Below are 25528 nucleotides of genomic sequence, written 5' to 3' on the forward strand. Positions count from 1 at the left end.
GTGGACCGGGAACAAGAGACCGGGGAGGCCTGTTCGCTTAGCCGGGACGCCAGTGAGACGATGGTGCCGTGAACGATGCCGAAAACACCCAAAACTCTGCTTCCCAGCCGCTGGAGGAGCGCGTCAACAACCGCTCCCAGCGGCCCAGTTCCAACGCCTTCAAGGCCTTCATGGCCAGCAACTGGGCGCCGTCCAGCCAGGAACTGCCCCCGCGGGACGAGGTAGCCGGCTACGCCGCAACCCGGCGCAAGGCGATCTCCGTCCAGTTCAAGGGCGAACGCCTGGTCATCCCGGCGGGACCGCTGAAGGTCCGCTCCAACGACTGCGACTACCGCTTCCGCCCGCACTCGGGCTTCGCGCACCTGACGGGGCTTGGCCTGGACCACGAGCCGGATGCGGTCCTGATCCTGGAACCGGTGAATGAGGGAACGGGCGACGACGGCGGGGACCACCGGGCCACGCTGTACTTCCGCCCGCTGGCCGGCAGGGACACCGAGCAGTTCTACGCCGACTCCCGCTCCGGCGAGTTCTGGATCGGCGCCCGTCCCACGCTGGAAGAATTCGAGGCCCGGCTTGGATTGGCCACCGCGCACATCGACCAGCTGGAAACGGCCATCACCAAGGACGTGGGTGCCCCGGAAATCGGCGGCATCTCCATCCGGCTGGTCCGCAAGGTTGACGACAACATTGACGCCCTGGTGGACACGGCCCGGTACAACACAGCCAAGGACCCCGAGAACCTGGACCTCGGCGTGTTGGACGCGCTGGACGAAAAGCTCAGCGAGGCACTCTCCGAACTGCGCCTGCTCAAGGATGAGTGGGAAATCGAACAGATGAAAATCGCGGTATCGGCCACCGTGGAAGGATTCGAAGAGGTGGTCAAGGCCCTGCCGCGGGCCCTCACGCACGCCCGCGGCGAACGCGTGGTGGAGGGGGCGTTCTTCGCCCGCGCCCGCGAGGTGGGCAACGAACTGGGCTACGACACCATCGCGGCCTCAGGCAACAACGCCACCGTGCTGCACTGGACCCGCAACACCGGCCGAATCCACGCCGGTGAGCTCCTGCTCGTGGACGCCGGTGTCGAGGCGGACTCGCTCTACACGGCGGACATCACCCGGACCCTGCCGGCCAGCGGCACCTTCAGCGGCATCCAGCGCAAGGTCTACCAGGCGGTCCTGGATGCTGCCGACGCCGGATTCGCAGCCGCCCAGCCGGGAACCAAGTTCCGCGACATCCATACCGCAGCCACCACCGTATTGGCCGAGCGCCTGGCCGAGTGGGGAATCCTGCCGGTCAGCGTGGAGGAAGCAATCAGCCCCGAGGGCCAGCAGCACCGCCGCTGGATGCCGCACGGCACCAGCCACCACCTGGGCCTGGACGTCCATGACTGCGCCCAAGCCAAGCGGGAACTCTACCTGGACGGCGTCCTCACCGAAGGCATGGTGTTCACCATCGAGCCGGGCCTGTACTTCAAGAAGGAAGACCTGGCCATCCCCGAGGAATACCGCGGCATCGGAGTCAGGATCGAGGACGACATCCTCATGACCGCTGACGGCCCCGTCAACCTCAGCGCCGCCCTGCCGCGCAATGCGGAAGACGTGGAGGACTGGATGGCCGGCATCTACCGGACCGAAGAAGCCTGACACCGGCCGTAGCGACAAAGAGCGGGGCCGCTGGATTCATTCCAGCGGCCCCGCTCTTTGTTTGTGGCACTGTCCCTGGTGGCTCCAGGCTGCCGGACCTGGACGCACCTGCGCTGTTACTGGCGGTGTTCGCCCCGGTGCTGGTCCCCCTCCGGACCGTACTGGTTGTCAACCGGGTGTTCGGCGCCATCCTGTGCGTGCTCTTCTGCCCGGTGTTCTGCATGCGGTTCCATGCCGGGCTGACCCGCATCCGCGGCCGGCCCCTGGGGGACGCGGACGCCGTACTGCGGCCGGCCATCGGGCAGGTCCGGGTAACGGACAGAGCGGACCGGCTGGGCCGGCTGCTGGGGGGTGTGCTGCGGGGCACCGTGCTGCTGGCCGCCGTCGTACTGCTGACCGCTGTGCTGCTGGCCGGCGTCGTCGGGGTAGGCGTGGCCGTCCTGGACAGGTCCATTGTTGGCGGCCGGGCCGCAGGACCGCTGGCCGTAGGGATCATTCCAGCCGGCGGGGCGGGCCGGGCCCTGCCCTTGCTGCTGCCCGCCCTGCTGGTGGTGCTGCTGGTACGGCTGGTTGTAGTTGTCGTGCTGCGTATACGGGCCGTGGCCGGATGCGGCGGCGTCTGAACGGGACATGGGCAGCTGCTGCAGGAGGCGCCGGGCCTCGTGGGCTGCCTCCGGTGCCACAATCACGTCGTAGCTTGTGGCCACCACCTGGCTGGTGGACGTGAAGTCCCGCTTGCCCCGCTGCATGGCGTAAGTGACGATGCCGAAGAGCATGAAGAACGCTGCGCCCATCAGCACCGACGTCATGATGGAGAAGTACCCGGGCGACGGAGCGAAGAAGGACAGCATGACGCCCACGAACAGGCCGAACCACATGCCGCTCAGCGCCCCCGACAACGCCACCCGCGGGTAGCTCAGGCGCCCCGTAACCCGCTCCACCATCTTCAGTTCGTTGCCCACGATGGACACCATGTGGACCGGGAACTGCTGGTCCGCCAGGTAGTCGACCGCTTTCTGGGCATCGAGGTATGAAGTGTAGGAGCCAACGGTGTCGCCGGTGGGAACAGCCCGGGCATCGTCCGGTCCGTTCGGGGCGCCGGCCTTGGGAGCACCAAAAATGTTCGACATAAACCCATTCTTGCCCATCAAGGTGGGTGCCGCCTGTAAATTCAGCTAAAAGAGAGCAGACTCGGTAGCCTGTAGTGGTGAGCACAACACCTACACGCGTCTTCGTGGCACGCCTCCTGGGCCTCGACGTCTTCGACCCGCTGGGCGACCGGCTGGGCCGGTTGCGCGACGTTGTTGTGCTGTCCCGCGGAACCCAGGGAGCCCCCCACGTAGTGGGCATCGTGGTGGAAGTTCCGGGCAAGAAGCGTGTCTTTGTACCCATGACCCGCATTACGTCCATCGACCAGACGCAAATCATCTGCACCGGCCTGGTCAACCTTCGCCGGTTCGAACAGCGCGGCGCGGAAACCTTGGTGGTGGCCGAGATGTTCGACCGCCGCGTCACCCTCCGCGACGGCAGCGGAGACGCCACCATCGAAGACATCGCCATCGACCAGCACCGGTCCCGCGACTGGTTCGTCAGCAAGCTCTTTGTCCGGCGTGGCCATTCCTTGTCCCCCTTGAGCCGCCTGCGCCGCAACGAAACACTGATCATCGACTGGGCGGACGCGCAGCAAGGGCCGCGTACCGAACCGCAGGCTGCCACCCAGTTCGTGGCCAACCACGAGGACCTCAAGCCCGCCGACTTCGCCGAGGCCCTGCAGGAGATGAGCGACAAGCGCCGCTTCGAAGTGGCCAGCGAACTGCAGGACGAACGGCTGGCGGACGTCCTCCAGGAACTGCCGGAGGACGACCAGGTGGAGATCCTCTCCGCCCTCGATGTCCAGCGCGCCGCGGACGTCCTGGAGGAAATGGATCCCGACGACGCCGCCGACCTCCTCGGCGAACTCCCCTCCGCCCAGGCAGAGGAACTGCTCCAACTCATGGAGCCTGAGGGCGCCGAGGACGTCCGGCGCCTGCTTGAGTACGACGAGGACACCGCCGGCGGCCTGATGACCCCGGTGCCTGTCATCCTGCCCCCGGAGGCCACCGTCGCCGAAGCCCTTGCCCACGTCCGGCGCGAGGAGCTCTCCCCCGCCCTGGCGTCGTCGATCTTCATTGCCCGGCCGCCGCTGGAAACGCCCACGGGCCGCTTCCTGGGCGTGGTGCATATCCAGCAACTGCTGCGTTTCCCGCCGTTCGAGGCACTGGGAAACCTGGTGGACAAGAACCTTGAGCCGCTGTCCGACCAGGCCCACATCAGCGAAGTGGCACGGACCCTGGCCACCTACAACCTGAATTCCCTCCCGGTGGTCAATGACGCCGGCCGGCTTGTGGGGGCGGTGACTGTTGATGACGTATTGGATCACTTGTTGCCGGACGACTGGCGCGCCCACGATGGCGAAGCCCCGATAAGAAAGCTCGGTGGCCGCATTGGCTGATAACAGCGCTCCGAAGAACCCCAACCAGCGGAACGTGGTCAATGCGGAGTCAAAGGGCAGCCTCGACACACCGTTGAGCGCGCGCCAGCGGATCCTGCCCAAGTTCTCCCCGGATCCGGACGCGTTCGGCCATGCCACCGAGGGCTTTGCCCGGTTCATGGGCACGCCCCAGTTCCTGGTCTACATGACCGTATTCTGCATTTTCTGGCTGGGCTGGAACACGTGGGCCCCCGTCGAGTGGCAGTTCGACTCGAGGGACCTTGGGTTCACCCTGCTGACCCTGATGCTGTCGCTGCAGGCCTCCTACGCAGCGCCTCTGCTGCTGCTGGCGCAGAACCGGCAGGATGACCGGGACCGGGTCTCGCTGCAGCAGGACCGGCAGCGGGCAGAGCGCAACCTGTCCGACACCGAATACCTGACTCGGGAGCTGGCCTCCCTGCGGATCGCGCTCCGGGAGGTCGCCACCCGTGACTATGTCCGGGCCGAACTGCGCTCGCTCCTCGAAGACCTCCTGGAAGCGCAGGAGGAAATGCGGACCCATGAGGACTCCGGGCCCGGCTCGCACGAATCCCCGCGCGACAAGGTCAAGGACAAGCTGCGCGAACAGCGGGACCGGCAGCGCAACCCGAGGACCCAGCAGATCCCCCGGGTCAAACCGGGCCACTCTGCCCAATGACCACCCGGGCCGCCGTCATCAGCGGGCCCGTCGCCGCCACCGCACGAAAGCCGAGGCCCCTTCCATGAGCGCCACCAGCGATCCCGCCAGCCCCGGACAGGGACCACTGCTCCAGGCCGTCAACGATGCCCTGGCCACGGTCATCGATCCGGAACTCCGCCGTCCCATTACGGAGCTGGGCATGGTGGACGCCGTCCACGTGTCCGACGACGGCAAGGTCACCGTAGCGGTCCTGCTCACGATTGCGGGCTGCCCGTTGCGGGACACCATCACCGCCGATTCGCAGAAGGCGCTTTCCGCGGTACCCGGGATCACCGCCGTCGACGTGGAGCTGAAGGTGATGGACCAGGCGCAGCGCGACGCCCTCAAGGAGAAGCTGCGCGGTCCGGGCGGCCAGCGCAGGATCCCCTTCAACGAGCCGGATTCCCTGACCAAGGTCTACGCTGTCGCCAGCGGCAAGGGCGGTGTGGGCAAGTCCTCGGTGACGGTCAACCTTGCCACCGCCCTGGCCGCCCAGGGCCTCCGGGTAGGAATCGTGGACGCTGACGTGTACGGCTTCTCCGTACCTGCGCTGATGGGCATCACGCAAAAGCCCACCCAGGTGGACGACATGATCCTTCCCCCGGTTGCGTATGGGGTGAAAGTAATCTCCATCGGCATGTTCGTGACCGGCAACAAGCCGGTTGCGTGGCGGGGACCAATGCTGCACCGGGCGCTGGAACAGTTCCTCACGGACGTCTACTTCGGCGACCTGGATGCCCTGTTCCTGGACCTTCCGCCGGGTACCGGTGACATCGCCATCTCCGTTGCGCAGCTGCTGCCCAAGGCCGAAATCCTGGTGGTCACCACGCCGCAGGCGGCCGCAGCCGACGTCGCCGAACGCGCCGGTGCCATCGCCACCCAGACGGGACAGACGATCGCGGGCGTCATCGAGAACATGTCCTATCTGGAGATGCCCGACGGCGGCCGGATGGAGCTCTTCGGAAGCGGCGGCGGGACCGTGCTCACGGAACGGCTTAGCGCCACAGTGGGGGCGGACGTTCCCCTGCTGGGCCAGATTCCCTTGGACATCCAGCTGCGCGAAGGCGGGGACGCAGGGGTTCCGATTGTCCTGGGCAGGCCCGGGGCCGCAGCGGCTGCCGCTCTGGCCGGCATCGCCGGGCACCTGGCGGCGAAACCGCGCGGCCTTGCCGGGATGAAGCTGGGGCTGCAGCCCCGCTGACCAGCCTAGGTGGCCTCGGTGTCGAACGGGGCGGTCTCGCCGGGGGCCAGTCGCTGGACTACCCTTTCGGGCCGCTTGGGTGCCGCTTCCGCTGCCGCTGCGGCGCCGGAAACTGCAGCCACGGCGGCGGGGGCGCCTCCGCTGACGGGCTTGGTGTCGTCGTCGAGCAGCGCTTCCTTGATGATGCGCCGCGGATCGTACTGGCGGGGATCGTACTTCTTCCAGTCGACATCATCGATGTCGATGCCCACTTCTTCCTTGATTTGTTCGCGGGCACCGTTGGCCATCCGGCGGACTTCCTTGACCAGGTTCGCCAGCTTCTGGGTATATTCCGGCAGCCGCTGGGGGCCGATCACCAGCACGCCAATGATCAGCAGAAGAATGAACTCCGGGCCGTTGATTCCAAACACTTTAGGAAGATTACCCTCTCCGGGCTGCAGGTGACGATTCCCATCCGCCGGACGGGTCGACAGTCCGTGTCATTGGGTGAACAGGGCCGCGATCTTGTTGATTCCGCGCTCCAGCCGGGCATCCAGGGGTTCCGCGGCCTGCCCTTCCGGCCGTTCCGGGACGGCGGCTGCGACCCCCTCTGCGGCGGAATCGGCAAGCCGCTTGAGGATGGGCATCGCATCGTCGGCCTGTTCGGCAGGCAGGTCGGAGCGGTATGTGATGGTGAGCCCCGCAGCCCGGTAGGTTGCGGACCACGGACTGGTACCCGACACGGCTGCACTCCCCGGAACCACAGGCGCCTGGCCTGCTGGCTCTTGCGTGACGAGGTGCTGTTCCGTGACAGTGGCGTGGTGCACGCCGTCCGTAAGCCGCAGCTCCACTGCGGGCTCCCCATCAACCACAAGCGCCCGGGCCGCCTCGACGTGGAATCCCATGGCCTGAAGGTCGGGGCACGCCCATCCCTCGGACCGCAGGGTGGCCAGTTGCGCGGTGCTCAGGCTCCTGCCGTCAGCGGGGGTCTGCGACGAGACGTGGGAAAAAGCAGCCTGGGTTCCCGCCGCTTCGCCGCCCCCTGGGTCTCCCGCTGCCGTGAAGGCCCCCACAGCCAGCACTCCGGCCGCTGCGACGGTTCCTCCGGCGGTGAGCGCAAGGGCCCGTGCGGCCATGCGGGAGGTGGCGCCCTGCTGCGCCTGGACCGGGGCGGGCACCTGGGCCGCCAGTTCGGAGGTGCGGGTCAGCAGCCGGGCCGTCAGGTCCTGGCTGGCGGGCGGAATGGGGGCATCCCGGAGGCGCTCAAGGTACTGCCGTTCCCGGCGTACGGCGGCAGCACACTCCTGGCAGGCCTCAAGGTGGCTGCCGGAGCGCTGATGCCTGCCGCCGAAAGGAATCTGGGACCTCATGTGCCGTTCAGAGGATGCCGGCGATGCGCGGCATCGAAAGCTTGCGGCGGGACTGCTGCGGGCGCGGGTCGCGGTGGGCCAGCTTTTCGCGGAGCATGGTCCGGCCGCGGTGGATGCGCGAACGGACGGTACCCAGTTTGACGCCCAACGCCTCGGCGACTTCGTCGTAGGAGAGCCCCTCAAGATCGCACAGGACCACGGCGGCACGGAAGTCCGGCGGCAGTTCCTCCAGCGCGGCCTGCACGTCCAGGTCAAGGTTGTTCAGCTCGAAGCTTTGCTCCGGTCCCGGCTCCCGGCCCGGCAGCCGGGACTCGGCATCTTCTGCCAGTGCGTCGAAACGGATGCGGGTCTTGCGCCGGGCCTGGTCAAGGAACAGGTTGGTGGTGATGCGGTGCAGCCAGCCATCGAGGGTTCCGGGCTTAAAGTTTTCCAGCGACCGGAACACGCGGACAAAGACCTCCTGGGTGAGGTCCTCGGCGTCGAACTTGTTACCGGTCAGGCGGTAGGCCAGCCGGTAAACCTTCGCGGAGTGGTTGGTGACCACTTCTTCCCAGGTGGGACGGACCCACTCATCATCGGGATTGTTTACTGCAGGGACAGGTGCCACAACTGAAGATGACATCGTCCACTCCCCTCGGAATGCTAACGCCCGGATACTGTTGACATCTCTGATTCGGCGCCGGTCACCTTTTGGATGAGCGGATACCAATCATTTCAAATTTGGCTGGGAATTTCCTGATTAGCCGAAAACTTCCGCCCTCGGCGCAACGCCTGCTTTCCCTTCCGGCCCGGCGGGACGCAGTAGGCTTGAGGAGACATTCCCCCTTTACGCCCAGAAAGCGATTATTCATGAGCGCCGACAAGTCCAGCAGCTGGTCCTATGCAGAAGATCTGCCCGCTGAGGATGAGGTCATGCTTCGGGCCCGGGAGCGTTCCTTTGAATTAGGGGTAAGCGCCATCAGTCCCGGTGTGGGCGCAGCCCTGACCGTACTGGCTGCAGCCTCCAAGGCGCAGACCGCGGTGGAGATCGGCACCGGCGCCGGCGTCTCCGGCGTCTGCCTCCTGCGTGGCCTCGCGGCGCACGCTGTCCTGACCACCATCGACGTGGACGTGGAGCACTTGCGGGCTGCCCGCGAAGCGTTCGCCGAGGCCGGCAGTCCCGCCAACCGGACACGCACCATTTCCGGCCGTGCGGGCGACGTCCTGCCGCGGCTCACCGACGGCGCGTACGACCTTGTGTTCATCGATGCGGACAAACCCGGACTCCCTGGCTACGTGGAACAGGCCATCCGGCTGCTTAAGCGTTCGGGACTGCTGGTCATCAACGACGCGCTGGACAAGGACAAGGTGGCCAACCCTGCCGGCCGGGAGCCCAACACGGTGACCCTGCGGCAGGTGGGCAAGGCCATTCGCGACGACGACAGGCTGGCTTCGGCGATGCTTCCCAGCGGGGACGGCCTGCTGGTGGCCGTCAAGAAATAGGCACGGCACACAGTGCAGCACAAAAGGTCAGGGTGCGCAGCCCGCGGGCTGCGCACCCTGACCTTTACGACTATTCGGTAACGCCCACCAGGCATTCCTTGAGGTTGGCTGCTTCGGCAGCGTTCAGTTCGACCACCAGGCGCCCGCCGCCTTCGAGCGGGACACGCATGATCAGGCTGCGGCCCTCCTTGGTGACTTCCATTGGGCCGTCGCCGGTGCGTGGTTTCATAGCCGCCATGAGGAATTCCCCTCCATTTTGTCCCAGGACTAATCAGCCCGGCGGGCTGTGTCCGCATGTCGATCAGGCCGCTATGGCGGGGTGGTTCCCCCACCGCCAAGGCTGCGCGTTTTCTGAATGCTTTTGTCCTTGCTTACCTATCATTATCGCGGAATTACCCGCACGTAGCTAATCGATGGACATTTCCCTGCACGTGTCATTCCCGCCCTGACCTGCGCGAAAGCCGGTTTTGCTACGGCGGATAATCGCCACCGCCGGGCAGCTGCGCCCACGCCCACAGCCACACGATCCAGACGACCTGCAGCAGCAGGAACATGGCCACCACTGTCCCCCGGTACGCCCTAGACCGGGACACGAACACCGCGCCCAGCGCCAGCGGAAACAGCGGCAGCAGCATCCTGAACGTGCTGGTCTGGGGGTGGAGGAATGCCAGCAGGTAACCCATGTAGCACGCGCACCAGAGCCGCAGTTCCACGCCGAGCCGCACCACCGGCGGCAGGAACAGCATCACGGCGAACAGCGCCACGAACACCAGGGGTGCAAGGATGCCCAGCACAGGACCAAAGAGGTCGACGCCGGTGTCGAACCACGGCTTGAAAGGCACCAGATCCTGGCCCCGCCAGACGGTTTCGGTTTTGGTGTACGCCTGCGGGTCCCCGGTGGCCACCCACGCGGCAGCCGGCCACGCGAGGGCAGACAGGCCGGCCACGGCGGTAAGCCCGGTGAGGGCCGCCAGGTCCTTGACCGAAGGGGCGTCTTCCTCCGGACCGCGTTGCCGTGCACGGCGCACGTGTGCGGTGGCGCGGAAGACCAGCAGCAGCCCGAGCATGGCGGCGAAGGGAACGCCGACGGGCCGGGACAGGCACAGGAGGACCACCACGGGGGCGGCCCACAGGTACCGCCGGCGCACCACCAGCAGCAGGGCCCCTGCCAGCAGCAGGAGGGACAGCGGTTCGGCGTAGGGCACCTGCAGCACAGCCGAGACGGGAAAGGCCGAGAAGAATGCAACACCCCACATGGCAGGGGAATGTGGGGCCTTATGCCGGAAGAGTGCGTAGACCGCCAGGGCAGCGCCCCAGCCGGCCAGCATTGCCACAAGGGTGAGCGAGGCGGCGGGGCTCAGGCCGGTGAGGCGGCTGAGCCCGCCTGCCAGTGCGGGGAAGAGCGGGTAGAAGGCCCAGGTGTTCTCCTGCACGTTGCCGGCCGCGTCCGTGGGAAGGACGGACGGGTAGCCATTCGCGATGACCTGGCCATACCAGCGGGCATCCCAGATATTGATAAAGTTCCAGTAATCCGGCTTCGGCGGGAACCAGGGGTTGGCGTCCTGGTGGAGCGCCGCGGCCATGAAGATGCAGGCTGAGACCAGCCGTGAACCCCCGTACAGTGCGCTGACCTGGAGCCACCACGGCCAGCCCCGGACAGCCGAAGCAGCCCGGTGGGCCAGGGTGCCGGCTGAGGCCAGCGGGCTGCGGCGGGCCACCGTGCTCACAACCCGCCCTTCCCCGGGGCAGCGTCCTCATGGACCGCCCGGTTCCCGCCCTTGCCCGCGCCCGTATCTTCCGGAACCATGCCGCGGACCGGCGCGCCGCCGTCGGAAGGCTGCTCCGTGCCGGCGCTGGCGTGCCCTTCAGTGGCCGCCAGCCGGCCCCGCAGCTCCGCCAGTTCCGCATCCCGGGCCGCCAACTGGTCCCGCAGTTCATCCAGGACCTGGTCCACCTGGTCCATCCGGTAGCCGCGCAGGCCCAGCGAGAAGCGCAGGCGGGTCACATCCTCCGGGACAGCCCGCTCCGGCAGCAGCACCGGCGGAAGGTTGGCCGGCGGCTCTTCGAATCCGTCCAGCAGGGCGGGCAGGGCGGGCCCGCCCTGGTTGCGGGAGCGCCGGCCCAGGCCGGCCCAAAGGACCGCCGCCACGAGAACGACGGCGAGGAAAACCAGAAAGAAGCTCACGGTCCCATCGTGCCAGACCGGCAGCCCGAACAGCGGCGCGCAGCTACTCCGGCCGCTGCTCCCCGTTAAGGGATGGTGTCACTCCTGCCTGCAGGACCCGGTCAACGGCTTCGGCGGGATCGTCCACGAGCTGGATGAGGTCCAGATCCTTTTCTGAGACCATGCCTTCAGCCACCAGGGTGCCCCTGATCCAGTCGATCATCGGCCCCCAGAATTCGACGCCGAGAAGCACGATGGGAAAAGACGTCACCTTGCGCGTCTGCACCAGCACCATGGCTTCGAAGAGCTCATCCAGCGTGCCCAGTCCGCCGGGCAGCACAATGAAGCCCTGCGCGTATTTGACGAACATGGTCTTGCGGGCGAAAAAATAGCGGAAGTTGATCCCCAGGTCCACCCATTGGTTGAGCCCCTGCTCGAACGGCAGTTCGATGCCAAGGCCCACCGACACGCCGTTGCCCTCCACCGTTCCCCGGTTGGCCGCCTCCATGGAGCCCGGGCCTCCGCCGGTGATCACGGCGACTCCGGCTTCGGCGAGCTTGCGCCCCACCTCCACGCCCATCTCGTAGTACAGGCTTCCCGGCTTCGTGCGGGCCGAACCAAAGACGCTTACCGCTTTTCCGATGTCCGCCAGCGCACCGAAACCCTCGACGAATTCGCTCTGGATCCGCAGGACCCGCCACGGGTCGGTGTGGACAAACTGGCCGGGGCCCTTGGTATCAAGCAGGTGCTGGTCCGACATTTCCACGGCCGCCTGCTTGCGGCGCAGCTCGAGGGGGCCTTTACGGCGCGGCTGGGAATTCTTGGCCGGATCTGCATTGATGCTCATTCCCCTAGGCTAACCTCCAACTCCAGGTATCTCTTGAATCACGATCGGCATGAACTTGGGGTGATTGGCGTCATAACGCACCGTTGTTCGCTAGATTCTTTCCTATGACTACTCATGTGCCCGGCGATGCTCTCGTCTCCCTGAACGCCGTTAACAAGCATTACGGCCAGCTGCACGTTTTGAAGGACATCAACCTGCAGGTCCGCAAGGGCGAGGTTGTTGTGGTCATCGGGCCCTCGGGCTCCGGTAAGTCCACCCTCTGCCGGGCCATCAACCGCCTGGAGACCATCGAGGGCGGAACTATCAGCATCGACGGGAAGGTCCTCCCCGAGGAAGGCAAGGAACTCGCCCAGCTCCGCGCCGACGTCGGAATGGTTTTCCAATCGTTCAATCTGTTCGCCCACAAAACCATCCTTGAAAACGTGACCCTGGGGCCGATTAAGGTCAAGGGCGTTTCCAAGGCGGCAGCCGAAAAGGATGCCATGGCACTCCTGGAACGGGTGGGCGTGGGCCATCAGGCTCCCAAGCTCCCGGCCCAGCTCTCGGGCGGCCAGCAGCAGCGCGTTGCGATTGCCCGGGCCTTGGCGATGAAGCCGAAGGTCATGCTGTTCGACGAGCCCACGTCTGCGCTGGACCCCGAAATGATCAACGAGGTCCTGGACGTCATGGTCCAGCTCGCCAAGGAAGGCATGACCATGATCGTGGTCACGCACGAGATGGGCTTCGCCCGCAAGGCCGCCGACCGGGTGGTCTTCATGGCGGACGGCCAGATCGTGGAGGACGCCACCCCGGAGGAGTTCTTCACCAACCCGAAGAGTGACCGGGCCAAGGACTTCCTGTCCAAGCTCCTCACCCACTGAGCTACCGAACAACCACACGTCAGTTCGCATCCAGGCCGGAAACCCGCGGCCATCAATGAAAGGAATGTCATGAAGGCATTTATGTCCCGGCGGAAGTCCTTCGTCGTGGCGGCTACCGCTGCCCTCGCACTCTCGCTCAGCGCCTGCGGCGGTGGAGACTCCGGCGGCTCCAGCAACCCGAGCCCGGTTGAAAAGCCGTCTTTCGCTGCCGGAACCACCATGGCGAAGCTGTCCTCCGCCGGCACCATCAAGATCGGCACCAAGTTCGACCAGCCGCTGTTCGGCCAGGTGGGCCTGGACGGCAAGCCCGTAGGTTTCGACGTCGAAATCGGCAAGCTGATCGCCGCCAAGCTGGGCATCCCTGCGGACAAGATCGAATGGTCCGAAACCGTGTCCGCCAACCGCGAGCCCTTCATCGAGCAGGGCAAGGTTGACCTGGTCATCGCCACCTACACCATCAGCGACAAGCGCAAGCAGGTTGTCGACTTTGCCGGCCCGTACTACGAAGCCGGCCAGGCCCTCATGGTGAACAAGGACAACGACACCATCAAGAAGCCTGAGGACGTCAAGGGCAAGAAGGTCTGCTCCGTCACGGGCTCCACCCCGGCCGCCACGATCGTGGACAAGTACGGCGCCGAGCTCGTCCCGGCCGCCACCTACTCCGCATGCCTGGAGCCGCTGCGCAACAAGCAGGTTGAAGCCGTGACCACCGACAACGTGATCCTCGCCGGCTTCGTTGACAAGGAACCGGACGCCTTCAAGCTCGCCTCCGAAGAAACCTTCACCAAGGAGCCTTACGGCATCGGCCTGAAGAAGGGCGACACCGAGTTCCGCAACTGGATCAATGACCAGCTCGAATCCTTCGAAAAGGACGGCTCCTACAAGAAGGCCTGGGAAGCCACTGCAGGTTCGGTCATCAAGACCGCTCCCAGCCTCCCGGCCATCAACCGTTACTAAGTAGCGTCCGCCGCGCCGCCGGGGCTGCTCAGCAGCCCCGGCGGCACAGCCTTTAATCCGTCCACGCTTACAGCCGAAGGATCTTATGGACGTCATCTTTGAAAACCTGCCCCTGTACTGGGAAGGTTTTCTCCGCACTCTCTTTCTCTCCGCCGTCTCCGGCATCTTCGCGTTGATCCTTGGCACCTTGCTGGCCGCGGCACGCGTCTCCCCGGTAGCGGCGCTGCGCGGTTTCAGCACCGTGTACGTGGAAGTCCTCCGCAATACCCCGCTGACCATCGCTTTCTTCTTCGCAGCGGTAGTGCTCCCCCGGATCGGGGTCAAATTTGAGCAGTTCGAGATCGCCGCCATCATCGCCCTCAGCACCTACACCGCCGCGTTCATCGCCGAAGCTGTCCGCTCAGGTGTCAACAGCGTGCCTGTGGGCCAGGCCGAGGCAGCACGCAGCATCGGCATGAAGTTCGGCCAGGTTCTTTCGCTCATCATCCTCCCCCAGGCACTTCGGACGGTGATCCCGCCACTGATCAACATCCTGATCGCCCTGGTCAAGAACTCCTCGGTGGCCGGCGCCTTCTTCGTCCTGGAGCTGTTCGGCTACGGCCGACAGCTGGCCAACGCCAACGGTGACGCCGTGATCACTGTCCTGCTGGGCACGGCGTTCTTCTATCTGCTCCTCACCGTTCCGCTGGGAATCCTCGCCAACACGGTGGAACGAAAGGTGGCGATTGCCCGATGAGCTCCGTTCTCTACGACGTCCCCGGCCCCAAAGCGCGCCGGGTTTCCCTCATTGCCTCCATCATCGGCGGCCTGCTGATTCTTGGCCTGCTGGCCTGGGTTGTCATGATCCTCGCCCAGCAGGGCATCTTCGAGGCCCGCCGCTGGCAGATCTTCACCCGAGCCGACGTGTGGCGCCTCCTCGGCAACGGACTCGGATCCACCCTGTCCGCTGCGGCACTCGCGGCAGTCATCGCCTTCCCCCTTGGCCTGCTGCTGTGCCTCCTGCGCATTTCGGACGCCGCAGCGATCCGGGTACCCATGCGGGTCATCCTGGAATTCCTGCGCGGCATGCCGGTGGTCCTGATGATGCTCTTCATCCTCCTGGGCTTCGGCACCTCCGCGTTCGTAGCCGTCGTGGCCGGCCTGGTGCTGTACAACGCGGCCGTCTTCGCCGAAATCATCCGTGCAGGCATCCAGTCACTGCCCAAGGGGCAACGCGAAGCAGGCCTGGCCATCGGCCTGACCAGCTACAAATCGCGCATGCTCATCGAATTGCCGCAGGCAATCCGGCGCATGATGCCCTCGCTCGTCGCACAGATGGTGGTGCTGCTCAAGGACACCTCGCTGGGCTACATCGTGGCCTACGGCGAACTGCTGCGGGCCGTCCAGGTCATGGCGGACTTCCTGGGCACGCAGTACCTGTTCCCCATCTTCTTCGTGGCAGCGGCCATCTACATCGCCATCAACATCTCGGTGTCACGGCTTGCCGTATGGATCGAGCGCCGCGGCTCCAAGAAGGCTGCGGGCGGTACGGCGAAGGCGGAACCCGATGTCCTGGAAGCCGCGGCCCCCTAGGCTTCGAAGCTGCAACCCGACGCTCCAAGAAAAAAGGTCCGGAATTCCCTTTGGGAGTTCCGGACCTTTTCGGTTGAGAACGGTCAGGCAGCGAGCCAGCTTTGCAGCGCGGCGAGGCATTTGCGGATGGCATCGGCGTGGACGTGCTCGTTGTCCTTGTGCGCCAGCAGCGCGTCGCCCGGACCGAAGTTCACCGCCGGGATGCCCAGCTCGCTGAAACGCGCGACGTCGGTCCAGCCGTATTTGGGCTTGGGTTCGGCTCCCACGGCGGCCACGAAGGAAGCGGCTGCCGGGTGCTGCAGACCGGGCCGCGCACCGGCGGCGGCATCGGTGCGGACCACGTCAAAGCCCTCCAGCAGTTCCCGGACGTGGGCTTCGGCCTGGTCCGGTGTCTTGTCCGGGGCGAAACGGTAGTTGATTTCCACCACGCAGCGGTCCGGGATGACATTGCCGGCGGTGCCGCCGTTGATTTTCACAGCGTTGAGGCTTTCCCGGTAGTCAAGCCCGTCAACGTTGATGGTGCGTGGTTCATAGGCTGCCAGGCGGGCCAGGATGGGGGCTGCGGCGTGGATGGCGTTGCTGCCCATCCACGCGCGGGCCGAGTGTGCGGCCTCCCCTGACGTGCTGGCCTCGAACCGGCTGGTTCCGTTGCAGCCGCCCTCCACTGTGCCGTCCGTTGGCTCCAGCAGGATGGCGAAGTCTCCCTGCAGCAGGTTTCCATGGTTGCGGACCAGGCGTCCCAGGCCGCTCTTGACCGCTTCCACTTCCTCGTGGTCGTAAAACACAAAGGTGACGTCCCGCTTGGGCTGCGCGCCGCCGTCGGACATTCCTGCAGCCAGCGCGAGCTGGACGGCCACCCCGCCCTTCATGTCTGTGGCGCCCCGGCCGTAGAGGATACCCTCGCCCGGAACTCCGGAGTCCCAACTGGAGGGGACGGTGCCCCTGGAACCTTCAGTCAGCGGAAGCGGGACCGTGTCCAGATGGCCGGCGAGGATGACGCGTTCGCTGCGGCCAAGTTCGGTGCGGGCGATGATGGCGTCACCGTCGCGCACCACGGTGAGTTGGGGAATCTCCCGCAGGGCGGCTTCGACGGCGTCCGCGAGCTGCTTCTCATTGCCCGACACGCTGTTGATGTCCATGAGTGCCGCCGTCAACAGCGCGACGTCCTGGTGCACGTCAAGGGTGGACACGGAAGATTCGGGGGCGGTTTCAGCAGTCACGAAGCCAGTCTAGTTCGAACCGCCCGCCCGGCCCTCGATAGACTGGAGCACATGACTGAGACCGCTTCTTCCGCCGTGCCCGAAACCCTGACCTCCACCACTGATGACCGTTCCGCCTATGGCTTTGGTGTAGCAACCATCGCCGCCGGCGATGCCACGGTCCTGGACGTCTGGTTCCCCGCACCGGCACTCGGTGTTGCAGCCGAGGACCTCCGCTCCGTGGAAAACGCCGACGAAGCCCTGACCGCCATCGCTGAGAACGGCGCAGACCAGGACCGCGGCACGGAGCAGAAGGTGGTCTTTGTCCAGATCAACCTTGACGAGGCCCCCGCCGACACCGCGGACGCCTACCTCCGGCTGCACCTGCTGTCGCACCGCCTGGTCCAGCCCAACACCATCAATTTGGACGGCATCTTCGGCAAGCTCCCCAACGTCGTGTGGACCAACTTCGGCCCCGCCGCCGTCGAGGGTTTCGAGCTGACGCGCGCCAAGCTGCGCCGCCGGGGCGCCGTCACCGTCTACGGCATCGACAAGTTCCCGCGCATGGTGGACTACGTGGTTCCCAGCGGTGTCAGGATCGCCGACGCCGACCGAGTCCGCCTGGGCGCGCACCTCGCCGCCGGGACCACCGTCATGCACGAGGGCTTCGTGAACTTCAACGCCGGGACCCTGGGCACGTCGATGGTGGAGGGCCGCATCTCCGCGGGCGTCGTGACCGGTGACGGCAGCGACGTTGGCGGCGGCGCCTCCATCATGGGCACCCTGTCCGGCGGCGGCAAGGAAAAGATCACCATCGGCGAGCGGGTCCTGCTCGGGGCGAACTCCGGCGTGGGCATCAGCATCGGTGACGACTCGGTAGTCGAGGCAGGCCTTTACGTGACGGCGGGAACCCGCGTCCGCGTGCCGGGCCCCAAGGACGAGGTGGGCGAGGACACCACCAGGATCGTCAAGGCGGCCGAGCTCTCCGGCGTGCCCAACCTGCTGTTCCGCCGCAACTCCACCACGGGCGCGGTGGAGGCCCTCCCCCGCAAGGGCCAGACGGTGGAACTGAACGACGCCCTGCACGCCAACTAATCCCTTCGTGGCACCTCTGTCTGTGGCGCGTCGACGCGGCCTGCGCCGCCTGGCGGTGCTGCTCCTCACCCTGGCACTGGCAGTGGGAGGCATTTACACGGCATTGTACTTTGTGCAGCGTTCCGAGACCCTCGTTTCGGAACGCTGCACGGCCACGGCCGGCAACCGGACCGGGGAACTGGCGCCGGACCAGGCGGCAAACGCAGCGCTGATCACCGCGGCAGCTGTCCGGCGCGGCCTCCCGCCCCGGGCCGCCACCATTGCGCTGGCCACCGCCATGCAGGAGTCCAAGCTGCGCAACATCGGACACGGTGACCAGGCAGGACCGGACTCGCGGGGTCTTTTCCAGCAGCGGCCGTCCCAGGGCTGGGGCACCGAGGCCCAGATCATGGATCCCTACTATGCCGTCAACGCCTTCTACGACGCCCTGGTGAAGATCCCCGGATACGAGACGCTGGACATTACGGACGCGGCCCAGCAGGTCCAGCGGTCCGCCTACCCCAAGGCATACGCCCAGCACGAGGAGATGGGACGCGCTTTCGCTTCCGGGCTTACCGGACAGGCACCTGCGGCAGTCCAATGCACCCTGCGCTCCCCCACCGCCGGTGGAAAGTCGGCTGCGGTGGTTACGGAACTGGAGCAGGCGTACGGGGGCGTGGATGCGCAGGTGGACGGCTCCACGCTGGTGGTGGACGCGGACGGAGCGCTTGCGTGGTCGGTTGCCCAGTGGGCGGTGGCCAACGCCAAGGACCTGGCCGTAACAAAGGTGGAAGTGGCCGGCCGCAGCTGGGACCGGCCCGACGGGGACGGCTGGCAGGCGTCCGGGGCCGCCGACGGGCAGGTGCGCATCACCGTACGGCAGGACGACGGCGGCGCCTGACGTCCGCCGTCGTCCAGCCGGCGAGGACTAGACCAGGATTTCCAGCACCGGCTGGACGTAGCTGCGGAACAGCTCAGCCTGGCCCATCAGCTCCTGGCTCATGATGATCTTGTCTGGTTCCAGGTACCACGCCCGCTGCTCGTCCAGCGGCAACTCAATAATGGTCAGCTTGAAATCCCGGGAGTCCCGTCCCACCTCCATCAGCCTGTCATCCACCATTTCCCCCAGCAGCTGGTCCGTTCCGCTGGCCACGCGTTGGGCTTCAAGCTCCGCATATTCGCTTCTGCGCTCCCTGGCCCAGGTGAGTGCGGCGCCGAAGTGGGCCTGCAGGACCCGTTGGAGGGCCGGGGAGTTACCAAATGCTTCAAAATCCGGCGGGGAGAGTTCCGGCGACGTGTGCGGGTGCGCCTTGAGCAGCTGCTCCCACCAGGCCTCCCACTCAGTTTTCAGCGCGCTGAAGCCCCCCACGTCCGAGGTCAGGTGGGTGTGGTCCGCTGAGCGGACTTTGGGTGATGCGTGGGACAGCATGGGACGCCCCACTCCGTTCAGGCCGGCCGAGTCCCGGACGTAAAGAGCAATCATCATCGGCCCGGATGTGTCGGTGGTGATCTGCCACCCTGAACCGTTTGCGTGCTGCATCCAAAGTCCTTTCCTGGCCTCCCGGTGCCGAGCGTCATGATCCGGCCCGGCCTACCCGGCTATCAGTCTATTCCCGCAGCCACTCCGCGGAAGTGCAGGACAGGCTTTTGATGGCTCACCGGGCGATCCCGTCCAGGTGCCGTTCGAGCACGTCGCGGCACATCTGCGCCGTCATCCATCCCGGCTGGAGCAAGGCGTGCATGCACAGCCCGTCCAGCATTGCCAAGAGCCGTTCCGCTTCCACCACCAGGTTCTCCTGGGGTTCATCGTCCGGGAGCAGGGTTGAGACAAGTGTGCCCACAATGGCCGCGACTTCACGGTGGCTGCGGTCCGCTTCCGCCGCAAGGAACGGCCTGATGCGTGCAGCGTTCTTGAAAGCCAGCCATGCGCAAGCCTCCACAGCTGTTTCCTCATCCAGCGGAAGCATGCCGCCCAGAAGGGTTAAAACAGCCTCCCGCTGTTCCGGGCTTGCTGCACCAGCATCAAGCACGGCGGGCAGCAGGGACTGCAGCCGGCTGACCACCCCGTCCACCACTGTGCCGAAGCTAAACACCAGGAGCTCCTCGCTGCCCTGAAAGTAGTGCCGGACAGAACCGACTGCCAGTCCGGCTTCGTCCGCCACTTCCCGAAGCGAGGCACGCTCAAGCCCGTCCACGGCAATGATGCGGAGAACCGCCTGGACCACGTCCTGCCGCCGGACGCCGGCATCTACTATTTTGGGCACCATTCTTACTAGCACACTTGTGCTTTAACTGGCGGATCCGGGGTTACGGCTCGCAAGTAATCTGCTCGCGCCGGTGCCGGCCTAGACGGTCTTGGGTGCGAGGAGGATTTGCACGGCCTCAATCCGTTTGCCCACCCCGGACGTGCCTGCCGTCGCGCCATCGGCAACCCATGATTGCCAGCCGATATCCTGTACATGCGCGCGGTAGTAGATCCTGTAATGGCTGGCCATCTCGCCGGTCAGCCTGATTTCGAACGCTTCCAAACGTAGCCCTTGCCCGACCGTGCCGATGGGATTGGCCGAAGATGTCCACGGCTGCCAGCCGATGTTTTGCACATGCCCCCGCCACTCGATGTCCCCGGTATATGCCGTGCTTGACACATTGAGGCGCAACGCCTCGAGCCGGAGTGCCAGTCCGGTTGTCCCGGCGACGGTCCCATCCGAAACGTTCGCCATCCAGCCACGGTCCTGAACGTGGGCGGCATACACGGCAGTGAAAGCCGGCGCAACCTTCGGAACCAACTCGATCGTCACAGCCTCCATCCGAAGACCCTGCCCGACGGTGCCGGCCGTGGCTCCGTCGATCCGGTAAGGCTGCCAGCCAACGTTCTGCACATGCGCTCGATACCTGATGCTGTACTGCGAGGCCAGATCCCCCGTCAGCCGCAGCTCGAACGCTTCCAGTCGCAGGCCAAGCCCTGTCGTTCCAATCGGGGACGCCGCCGTCGTCCATGGCTGCCAGCCAATGTTCTGCACATGCCCTCTCCACAGAATGTCCCCCGACAGCCGGTCTCCAGCCATCGACAGGCGCAACGCCTCCACCGGCAGCGACCGGCCGGTCGTTCCTGCGGTGGCGCCGTCCGAGACGCTCGGCTGCCAGCCGATCGTCGCCACGTGGGCCTGGTAGACCCCGATGCACGTCATGTCGTAGTCGTAAGTGCCGTCAGTCCATTGCGCGAGGTGGACGGTGCCACCGGAGAAGCTGGGATTCACACAGAGGTCGGACGCTTCACTGGCGAAGTCGAGGCGCCCTGCCGGTGACCAGACGGGCACGTCGGGAAGCTGCCATGATCCGGTGATAGCCTCCCAAGCGCTCGAATAGGAATAGATCCCGGACGGGTAGCCGGCGTCCGCCAGGGCGGCCAAGAGGCCGTAGATAACGAACCGGTTCTCCTGCCGCTGGGTTGCCGTCGAACTGGGCCAGGGCTGTTGCGGGCGGGGTTCCACGTCGACCCAGATTCTCTCCGGCCGCCATCCAACCTCAGCGAGAGACGCGAGAGCCGCGCGGCCCTCGGCGTACCCGACGTTGCGCAGCCGGTCCGGTCCGGTGCTTGCGGGCCACGGGCCGTCGTCGCCATACGTGTCGTATTGCGCGGCGGTAGGGAAGGTACTCATGGTGTAGGCCTGGGCCCGGACACCCCGGTCGACCACCCACTGGAACTGCTGCTCCAGGCAGGGGTTCTCGGTGAAGGCAAGTCCGTGTGTCAGCCCAACGACCACGAACTCCGTGTCTTCCGGCGGCATCGGAAGACCGCCCGGACACTGGGGCCACGAAACGTCATGTCCGTAGTCGACAGCTCCGGCGGGTGGAGCGAACAGCACACCGAGTGCGAGCACCAGCAAAACCGCCAGGATGCGGGGCGCGGATGCCCCGCAGCAGCGGCCAGGTCGAAGAGCACGAAGACCGGCCATGGTGGCCCCTCCTTGTCGAAGGATGACCAAAATTATCCCACCCGCCCACCTTCATCGCCAGCTACGGGGATGGCAGGCTCTACCCTCAATTCACCGCCCTGGTTCAAGGCGTGCAGACGGCTTCTGACATTCCTGGAAGATGACGCCTTACATGACAACAGCGGCGGCAGGCAGTTTTCGTGGGATAGCGTTGAGGCATGAAAATCTTGGTCACAGGGGGCACCGGCTACATCGGTTCCCACACTGTTCTTTCCCTGCAGGAAGCCGGTCACGATGTGGTCGTCATCGACAACCTGGTCAACTCCAGCGAGGAGTCGCTGCGCCGCGTGGCCGAACTCAGCGGCAAGACCGCGGAGTTCCACAACGTTGATCTGGTGGACGAGGCCGCCGTCGAGTCGGTTTTCGCCGGAAGTGGCATTGAGGCGGTCATCCACTTCGCAGGGCTCAAAGCCGTGGGTGAATCGGTGCAGGAGCCACTGAAGTACTACTACAACAACCTCGTGGGCACGCTGAACCTGGTCCGCGTCATGGACAGGCATGACGTCCGGTCCATTGTCTTCAGCTCCTCGGCCACCGTCTACGGCGAACACAACCCCATCCCGTACGTGGAAAAGATGGAAATCGGCGCGAATAACCCTTACGGGCGCACGAAGGAACAGATCGAGGACATCCTCTCCGACGTCGGCGCCGCCGACTCCCGCTGGCACATAGCACTGCTGCGCTACTTCAACCCGGTAGGCGCCCACCCGTCGGGACGCATCGGCGAAGACCCGCAGGGCATCCCCAACAACCTTGTCCCGTTCATCGCCCAGGTGGCAGTGGGCCGCCGCGAGAAGCTCATGGTCTTCGGCGGCGACTACGACACTCCGGACGGCACCTGCCTGCGCGACTACATCCACGTGGTGGACCTGGCCGAAGGACACGTCGCAGCGCTGAACCACATCGCGGACCGCACCGGCGTGTTCCGCTGGAACCTCGGCTCCGGCAAGGGCTCCTCTGTCCTGGAGGTCCTGCGCTCCTTCGAGAAGGCAGTGGGCCAGCCCATCCCCTACGAGATCACTGGCCGCCGGGCGGGAGACCTTCCAGCCTTCTGGGCCGACGCCACCTCGGCCCTGGCAGACCTGAGCTGGTCCACCACCAAAACCGTGGACCAGATGTGCGAGGACCACTGGCGCTGGCAGAAGAACAATCCCCAGGGCTACGCTTCCTGACCCCGCCCTCCCCATCGATTGCTCCGTACTTGTCGTTATGGAGCCCCAGAACGACAAGTACGCAGCAATGGATGGTGATGAAAGCGAAACGGCCGCCCACCTTGGAAGGTGGGCGGCCGTCGTCGTACTGCCTGTTGGGATTACCGGGCGGGGTAGTCCCGCTCCGGCTCGCCGATGTACAGCTGGCGCGGGCGGCCGATCTTGGTGTTCGGGTCGCTGATCATTTCGCGCCACTGGGCAATCCAGCCCGGCAGGCGGCCGATGGCGAACAGGACGGTGAACATCTTCTCGGGGAAGCCCATGGCCTTGTAGATCAGGCCGGTGTAGAAGTCCACGTTCGGGTAGAGCTTCCGCTGGATGAAGTAGTCATCGCTGAGCGCCTTCTCTTCCAGGCGCATGGCGATGTCCAGCAGTTCGTCGTTGCCGCCGAGCTTGCTCAGGATCTCGTGGGCCGTGGCCTTGACGATCTTGGCGCGCGGATCGTAGTTCTTGTAGACGCGGTGTCCGAAGCCCATCAGGCGGACGCCGTCTTCCTTGTTCTTGACCTTCTCCATGTAGTCCTCGGGCTTGAGGCCCTCGGCCTGGATCTGGCGGAGCATCTTCAGCACGGCCTCGTTGGCTCCGCCGTGGGCAGGGCCGAAGAGGGCGTTTATGCCGGCCGAAACGGAGGCGAAGAGGTTGGCGTTGGAGGAGCCCACCAAGCGCACCGTGGAGGTGGAGCAGTTCTGCTCGTGGTCCGCGTGCAGGATGAGGAGCAGGTCCAGGGCCTTGACGATAACCGGGTCCAGCTCGTACTGCTCGGCGGGGAGGCCGAAGCTGAGGCGCAGGAAGTTCTCCACCAGGTTCATGGAGTTGTCCGGGTACAGCATGGGCTGGCCAATGGACTTCTTGTGCGCGTAGGCGGCGATGACCGGCAGCTTGGCCATCAGGCGGATGGTGGAAACCTCCACCTGCTCGGCATTGAACGGGTCCAGCGAGTCCTGGTAGAAGGTGGACAGCGCGGACACGGCCGAGGACAGCACCGGCATGGGGTGCGCGTCGCGGGGGAAGCCGCCGAAGAAGCCCTTGAGCTCCTCGTGCAGCAGGGTGTGGCGCCGGATCTTCTGGTCGAACTCGTCCAGCTCAGTGGGAGTGGGCAGGTTGCCGTAGATCAGCAGGTAGGACACCTCGAGGAAGCTGGAATGCTGCGCCAGCTGCTCGATGGGGTATCCGCGGTAGCGCAGGATGCCCGCATCGCCGTCGATGTAGGTGATGGCGGAAGTGGTTGCTGCGGTGTTCATGAAGCCGGGGTCGAACGTCACGGCGCCGGTCTGCTTCAGCAGTTTGGAGACGTCGTAACCTTCGTTCCCTTCAACAACCTGGATGCGCGGGAGCTTCAGCTCGCCACCTGCGTGGAGCAGGGTCGCAGCATTGTTGGTCTCAGTCATGGAGTCCCCTTCATGAGGCGTCTTTGGCCTCTGTCGAAAGCTTGATCCAATATCAGGTGAGCCGTGCACTGAGCCTGAGAAGACAGGTTCCAACACCCGGGCTGCCTTCTTGTAGAAAGCCACCATTGATCGTCAACTTAAAAAGTACCGCTCCTTGGCGGGTGTCACTAATCCGCAGGCTTCCCCGACGGCCTGAAATGCCCGGGATGTGGGGCGAGTCACACGAATATTACGCAGCCTTAGGAGCCGGATCCGGCCAGCCGTTCCACGGCGGCGTCGATCCGCTCGTCGGATCCGGTCAAGGCCACGCGGACATAGCCGTTGCCTGCCTCTCCGTAGAAGACGCCCGGCCCTACCACGATGCCGCGGTCGGCGAGGCGGGCCACGGTGTCCCATGTGCCCTCCCCTGCCGTCGACCACAGGTACAGCCCGGCGTCGGACTCCTTGATCTCCAGGCCGAAGTCCAGCAGCGCGGGCACCAGCCGTTCACGCCGGCCGCGGTACAGGTCTTTCTGGGCCTCGACGTGCGCGTCGTCGCCCAGCGCCACCCGCATGGCCTCCTGGACCGGGTACGGCACGATCATGCCCGCATGCTTGCGGCTGTTGACGAGGTTGGGCATCAGGTCAGGATCACCGGCAACGAAGGCCGCCCGGTAGCCCGCCAGGTTGGACTGCTTGCTGAGCGAGTACACAGCGAGCAGGCCCTGGTGCGAGCCGCCGGCCACGCGGGGATCAAGGATGCTGGGGACGCGCCGGCCACCGCGCTGGACGTCCCAGTCGCCCCAGCCGAGCTCTGCGTAGCATTCGTCAGAGGCCACCACAGCGCCCAGTTCACGGGCCTGGTCCACCAGCGCCTTCAGTGACTCCGCGTCGCGGACGCTACCCGTGGGGTTGCCCGGCGAATTGACCCAAATGAGGCGCACGCGTGCACGGGTGGCGTCATCGAGCTCGTCCAGGTTGTCCGTTGCAACGGACGTGACCCCGGCAAGGGTCGCGCCGATATCGTACGTGGGGTAGGCCACCTTGGGCCGTACGACGACGTCTCCGGGCTTGAGGCCCAGCAGCAGCGGCAGCCACGCAACGAGTTCCTTGGAGCCCACTGTGGGCATGATGTTCCGGGGGTCGATGCCCGATACGCCCCGGCGGCGTTCGAACCAGCCGGCAATGGCCTCCCGAAGTGCCGGCGTGCCGTGGACTGTGGGATAGCCGGGAGCATTGGCGGCCGCCTTCAGGGCGTCCTGCACCAGCTGCGGGGTGGGATCCACAGGGGTGCCGATGGACAGGTTGACTGCGCCGCCCGGGTGCTCCGCGGCCTTGGCCACGTAGGGGGCCATGGCCTCCCAGGGATAGTCGGGCAGGTCCAGGCCAAAGGAATTCACTGCTGCGGTCACGTTTCCG

Annotated in this window: 26 protein-coding genes; 12 read left to right on the forward strand and 14 right to left on the reverse strand. The window is 65.7% G+C overall.

All coding sequences use genetic code 11. The features are described from left to right. Positions 1-68: 68 nt before the first annotated feature. Positions 69-1643, forward strand: a complete 1575-nt coding sequence (locus ACTHQS_RS03240) for an aminopeptidase P family protein (protein WP_440166036.1) — start codon at positions 69-71, stop codon at positions 1641-1643. Positions 1644-1759: 116 nt separating this feature from the next. Here ACTHQS_RS03240 and ACTHQS_RS03245 read toward each other — a convergent pair whose 3' ends face one another. Continuing rightward, complete coding sequence (locus ACTHQS_RS03245; RefSeq protein ID WP_440166038.1) at positions 1760-2773, reverse strand: general stress protein; 1014 nt, start codon at positions 2771-2773, stop codon at positions 1760-1762. A gap of 77 nt (positions 2774-2850) precedes the next feature. Here ACTHQS_RS03245 and ACTHQS_RS03250 point away from each other — a divergent pair, with 77 nt between their 5' ends. The 3 genes from ACTHQS_RS03250 (at position 2851) to ACTHQS_RS03260 (ending at position 6032) form a co-directional block, all read left to right on the forward strand. Then, the gene (locus ACTHQS_RS03250) at positions 2851-4134 is read left to right on the forward strand and encodes a magnesium transporter MgtE N-terminal domain-containing protein (protein ID WP_026265667.1); all 1284 of its coding nucleotides are present in this window, start codon (positions 2851-2853) and stop codon (positions 4132-4134) included. Next, positions 4118-4810 carry a DUF1003 domain-containing protein gene (locus tag ACTHQS_RS03255; protein WP_440166041.1) on the forward strand — a complete coding sequence of 231 codons (693 nt, stop codon included), beginning with the start codon at positions 4118-4120 and terminating at the stop codon, positions 4808-4810. The genes ACTHQS_RS03250 and ACTHQS_RS03255 overlap by 17 nt, the downstream gene beginning before the upstream one ends. A gap of 64 nt (positions 4811-4874) precedes the next feature. Then, positions 4875-6032 carry an Mrp/NBP35 family ATP-binding protein gene (locus ACTHQS_RS03260; RefSeq protein ID WP_440166043.1) on the forward strand — a complete coding sequence of 386 codons (1158 nt, stop codon included), beginning with the start codon at positions 4875-4877 and terminating at the stop codon, positions 6030-6032. A gap of 5 nt (positions 6033-6037) precedes the next feature. On the opposite strand, the gene ACTHQS_RS03265 is transcribed toward ACTHQS_RS03260, so the two are convergent. The 3 genes from ACTHQS_RS03265 to sigE all read right to left on the reverse strand — a co-directional run bounded on the left by ACTHQS_RS03265 (position 6038) and on the right by sigE (position 8003). Beyond that, on the reverse strand, positions 6038-6442 hold the full coding sequence (locus tag ACTHQS_RS03265) for a Sec-independent protein translocase TatB (RefSeq protein WP_440166045.1): 405 nt from the start codon (positions 6440-6442) through the stop codon (positions 6038-6040). A 69-nt stretch (positions 6443-6511) separates the two neighbouring features. Then, positions 6512-7381, reverse strand: a complete 870-nt coding sequence (locus tag ACTHQS_RS03270) for an anti-sigma factor (RefSeq protein ID WP_440166047.1) — start codon at positions 7379-7381, stop codon at positions 6512-6514. 7 nt (positions 7382-7388) lie between these two features. Next, positions 7389-8003, reverse strand: coding sequence for an RNA polymerase sigma factor SigE (gene sigE, locus ACTHQS_RS03275; protein ID WP_159631489.1), 615 nt, complete (start codon positions 8001-8003; stop codon positions 7389-7391). A 227-nt stretch (positions 8004-8230) separates the two neighbouring features. On the opposite strand from sigE, the gene ACTHQS_RS03280 reads away from it, so the two are divergent. Next, positions 8231-8863, forward strand: coding sequence for an O-methyltransferase (locus ACTHQS_RS03280; RefSeq protein ID WP_440166049.1), 633 nt, complete (start codon positions 8231-8233; stop codon positions 8861-8863). A gap of 70 nt (positions 8864-8933) precedes the next feature. Here ACTHQS_RS03280 and ACTHQS_RS03285 read toward each other — a convergent pair whose 3' ends face one another. The 4 genes from ACTHQS_RS03285 to ACTHQS_RS03300 all read right to left on the reverse strand — a co-directional run bounded on the left by ACTHQS_RS03285 (position 8934) and on the right by ACTHQS_RS03300 (position 11874). Next, the gene (locus ACTHQS_RS03285) at positions 8934-9101 is read right to left on the reverse strand and encodes a DUF3117 domain-containing protein (protein ID WP_009357720.1); all 168 of its coding nucleotides are present in this window, start codon (positions 9099-9101) and stop codon (positions 8934-8936) included. Between the two features lie 232 nt (positions 9102-9333). After that, the gene (locus ACTHQS_RS03290; RefSeq protein WP_440166051.1) at positions 9334-10590 is read right to left on the reverse strand and encodes a hypothetical protein; all 1257 of its coding nucleotides are present in this window, start codon (positions 10588-10590) and stop codon (positions 9334-9336) included. Then, complete coding sequence (locus ACTHQS_RS03295; RefSeq protein ID WP_440166053.1) at positions 10587-11048, reverse strand: DivIVA domain-containing protein; 462 nt, start codon at positions 11046-11048, stop codon at positions 10587-10589. Before ACTHQS_RS03295 ends, ACTHQS_RS03290 begins: the two co-directional genes overlap by 4 nt. A 43-nt stretch (positions 11049-11091) precedes the next feature. Next, positions 11092-11874, reverse strand: coding sequence for a TIGR00730 family Rossman fold protein (locus ACTHQS_RS03300; protein WP_440166054.1), 783 nt, complete (start codon positions 11872-11874; stop codon positions 11092-11094). 104 nt (positions 11875-11978) lie between these two features. Between ACTHQS_RS03300 and ACTHQS_RS03305 the strand changes: the two genes are divergently transcribed. From ACTHQS_RS03305 to ACTHQS_RS03320, 4 genes are all read left to right on the forward strand, one after another. Then, complete coding sequence (locus ACTHQS_RS03305; protein ID WP_026265670.1) at positions 11979-12734, forward strand: amino acid ABC transporter ATP-binding protein; 756 nt, start codon at positions 11979-11981, stop codon at positions 12732-12734. A gap of 69 nt (positions 12735-12803) precedes the next feature. Next, positions 12804-13691 carry a glutamate ABC transporter substrate-binding protein gene (locus ACTHQS_RS03310; RefSeq protein WP_440166057.1) on the forward strand — a complete coding sequence of 296 codons (888 nt, stop codon included), beginning with the start codon at positions 12804-12806 and terminating at the stop codon, positions 13689-13691. Between the two features lie 85 nt (positions 13692-13776). Further along, positions 13777-14427 carry an amino acid ABC transporter permease gene (locus tag ACTHQS_RS03315; protein WP_440166059.1) on the forward strand — a complete coding sequence of 217 codons (651 nt, stop codon included), beginning with the start codon at positions 13777-13779 and terminating at the stop codon, positions 14425-14427. Continuing rightward, complete coding sequence (locus ACTHQS_RS03320) at positions 14424-15263, forward strand: amino acid ABC transporter permease (protein ID WP_440166061.1); 840 nt, start codon at positions 14424-14426, stop codon at positions 15261-15263. Before ACTHQS_RS03315 ends, ACTHQS_RS03320 begins: the two co-directional genes overlap by 4 nt. 83 nt (positions 15264-15346) lie before the next feature. Here ACTHQS_RS03320 and dapE read toward each other — a convergent pair whose 3' ends face one another. Beyond that, positions 15347-16483 (reverse strand): succinyl-diaminopimelate desuccinylase, encoded by a 1137-nt coding sequence (dapE, locus tag ACTHQS_RS03325; RefSeq protein ID WP_440166063.1) that lies wholly within the window; start codon positions 16481-16483, stop codon positions 15347-15349. A gap of 51 nt (positions 16484-16534) precedes the next feature. On the opposite strand from dapE, the gene dapD reads away from it, so the two are divergent. Then, complete coding sequence (gene dapD / locus ACTHQS_RS03330; protein WP_440166065.1) at positions 16535-17557, forward strand: 2,3,4,5-tetrahydropyridine-2,6-dicarboxylate N-succinyltransferase; 1023 nt, start codon at positions 16535-16537, stop codon at positions 17555-17557. Between the two features lie 22 nt (positions 17558-17579). Then, the gene (locus ACTHQS_RS03335) at positions 17580-18437 is read left to right on the forward strand and encodes a hypothetical protein (protein WP_440166649.1); all 858 of its coding nucleotides are present in this window, start codon (positions 17580-17582) and stop codon (positions 18435-18437) included. Positions 18438-18464: 27 nt separating this feature from the next. Here ACTHQS_RS03335 and ACTHQS_RS03340 read toward each other — a convergent pair whose 3' ends face one another. The 3 genes from ACTHQS_RS03340 to ACTHQS_RS03350 form a co-directional block, all read right to left on the reverse strand. Continuing rightward, complete coding sequence (locus ACTHQS_RS03340) at positions 18465-19076, reverse strand: hypothetical protein (protein ID WP_440166067.1); 612 nt, start codon at positions 19074-19076, stop codon at positions 18465-18467. Positions 19077-19191: 115 nt separating this feature from the next. Beyond that, positions 19192-19800 carry a TetR/AcrR family transcriptional regulator gene (locus tag ACTHQS_RS03345; RefSeq protein WP_440166069.1) on the reverse strand — a complete coding sequence of 203 codons (609 nt, stop codon included), beginning with the start codon at positions 19798-19800 and terminating at the stop codon, positions 19192-19194. A gap of 81 nt (positions 19801-19881) precedes the next feature. Next, a complete protein-coding gene (locus ACTHQS_RS03350; protein ID WP_440166071.1) occupies positions 19882-21492 on the reverse strand; it encodes a hypothetical protein in 1611 nt (536 codons plus the stop codon). Between the two features lie 197 nt (positions 21493-21689). Here ACTHQS_RS03350 and galE point away from each other — a divergent pair, with 197 nt between their 5' ends. Beyond that, on the forward strand, positions 21690-22703 hold the full coding sequence (gene galE / locus ACTHQS_RS03355; protein ID WP_440166073.1) for a UDP-glucose 4-epimerase GalE: 1014 nt from the start codon (positions 21690-21692) through the stop codon (positions 22701-22703). Positions 22704-22843: 140 nt separating this feature from the next. Here galE and ACTHQS_RS03360 read toward each other — a convergent pair whose 3' ends face one another. Together ACTHQS_RS03360 and dapC are read right to left on the reverse strand one after the other, a co-directional pair. Further along, positions 22844-24130 carry a citrate synthase gene (locus ACTHQS_RS03360; protein ID WP_056334606.1) on the reverse strand — a complete coding sequence of 429 codons (1287 nt, stop codon included), beginning with the start codon at positions 24128-24130 and terminating at the stop codon, positions 22844-22846. Between the two features lie 239 nt (positions 24131-24369). Beyond that, positions 24370-25521, reverse strand: a complete 1152-nt coding sequence (gene dapC, locus ACTHQS_RS03365) for a succinyldiaminopimelate transaminase (protein ID WP_440166075.1) — start codon at positions 25519-25521, stop codon at positions 24370-24372. Positions 25522-25528: the final 7 nt, after the last annotated feature.

Origin of the sequence: Arthrobacter sp. SAFR-044, from assembly GCF_051965175.1 — a bacterium.
Lineage (GTDB): Bacteria > Actinomycetota > Actinomycetes > Actinomycetales > Micrococcaceae > Arthrobacter.

Excerpts from the sequence above, each read along its gene's own strand:
- ACTHQS_RS03245 (WP_440166038.1), bottom strand. The coding sequence starts at position 2,773 with ATGTCGAACATTTTTGGTGCTCCCAAGGCCGGCGCCCCGAACGGACCG.
- ACTHQS_RS03260 (WP_440166043.1), top strand. The coding sequence starts at position 4,875 with ATGAGCGCCACCAGCGATCCCGCCAGCCCCGGACAGGGACCACTGCTC.
- ACTHQS_RS03270 (WP_440166047.1), bottom strand. The coding sequence starts at position 7,381 with ATGAGGTCCCAGATTCCTTTCGGCGGCAGGCATCAGCGCTCCGGCAGC.
- sigE (WP_159631489.1), bottom strand. The coding sequence starts at position 8,003 with ATGTCATCTTCAGTTGTGGCACCTGTCCCTGCAGTAAACAATCCCGAT.
- ACTHQS_RS03280 (WP_440166049.1), top strand. The coding sequence starts at position 8,231 with ATGAGCGCCGACAAGTCCAGCAGCTGGTCCTATGCAGAAGATCTGCCC.
- ACTHQS_RS03285 (WP_009357720.1), bottom strand. The coding sequence starts at position 9,101 with ATGGCGGCTATGAAACCACGCACCGGCGACGGCCCAATGGAAGTCACC.
- ACTHQS_RS03300 (WP_440166054.1), bottom strand. The coding sequence starts at position 11,874 with ATGAGCATCAATGCAGATCCGGCCAAGAATTCCCAGCCGCGCCGTAAA.
- ACTHQS_RS03305 (WP_026265670.1), top strand. The coding sequence starts at position 11,979 with ATGACTACTCATGTGCCCGGCGATGCTCTCGTCTCCCTGAACGCCGTT.
- ACTHQS_RS03310 (WP_440166057.1), top strand. The coding sequence starts at position 12,804 with ATGAAGGCATTTATGTCCCGGCGGAAGTCCTTCGTCGTGGCGGCTACC.
- ACTHQS_RS03315 (WP_440166059.1), top strand. The coding sequence starts at position 13,777 with ATGGACGTCATCTTTGAAAACCTGCCCCTGTACTGGGAAGGTTTTCTC.
- ACTHQS_RS03320 (WP_440166061.1), top strand. The coding sequence starts at position 14,424 with ATGAGCTCCGTTCTCTACGACGTCCCCGGCCCCAAAGCGCGCCGGGTT.
- dapD (WP_440166065.1), top strand. The coding sequence starts at position 16,535 with ATGACTGAGACCGCTTCTTCCGCCGTGCCCGAAACCCTGACCTCCACC.
- ACTHQS_RS03340 (WP_440166067.1), bottom strand. The coding sequence starts at position 19,076 with ATGCAGCACGCAAACGGTTCAGGGTGGCAGATCACCACCGACACATCC.
- ACTHQS_RS03350 (WP_440166071.1), bottom strand. The coding sequence starts at position 21,492 with ATGGCCGGTCTTCGTGCTCTTCGACCTGGCCGCTGCTGCGGGGCATCC.
- galE (WP_440166073.1), top strand. The coding sequence starts at position 21,690 with ATGAAAATCTTGGTCACAGGGGGCACCGGCTACATCGGTTCCCACACT.
- ACTHQS_RS03360 (WP_056334606.1), bottom strand. The coding sequence starts at position 24,130 with ATGACTGAGACCAACAATGCTGCGACCCTGCTCCACGCAGGTGGCGAG.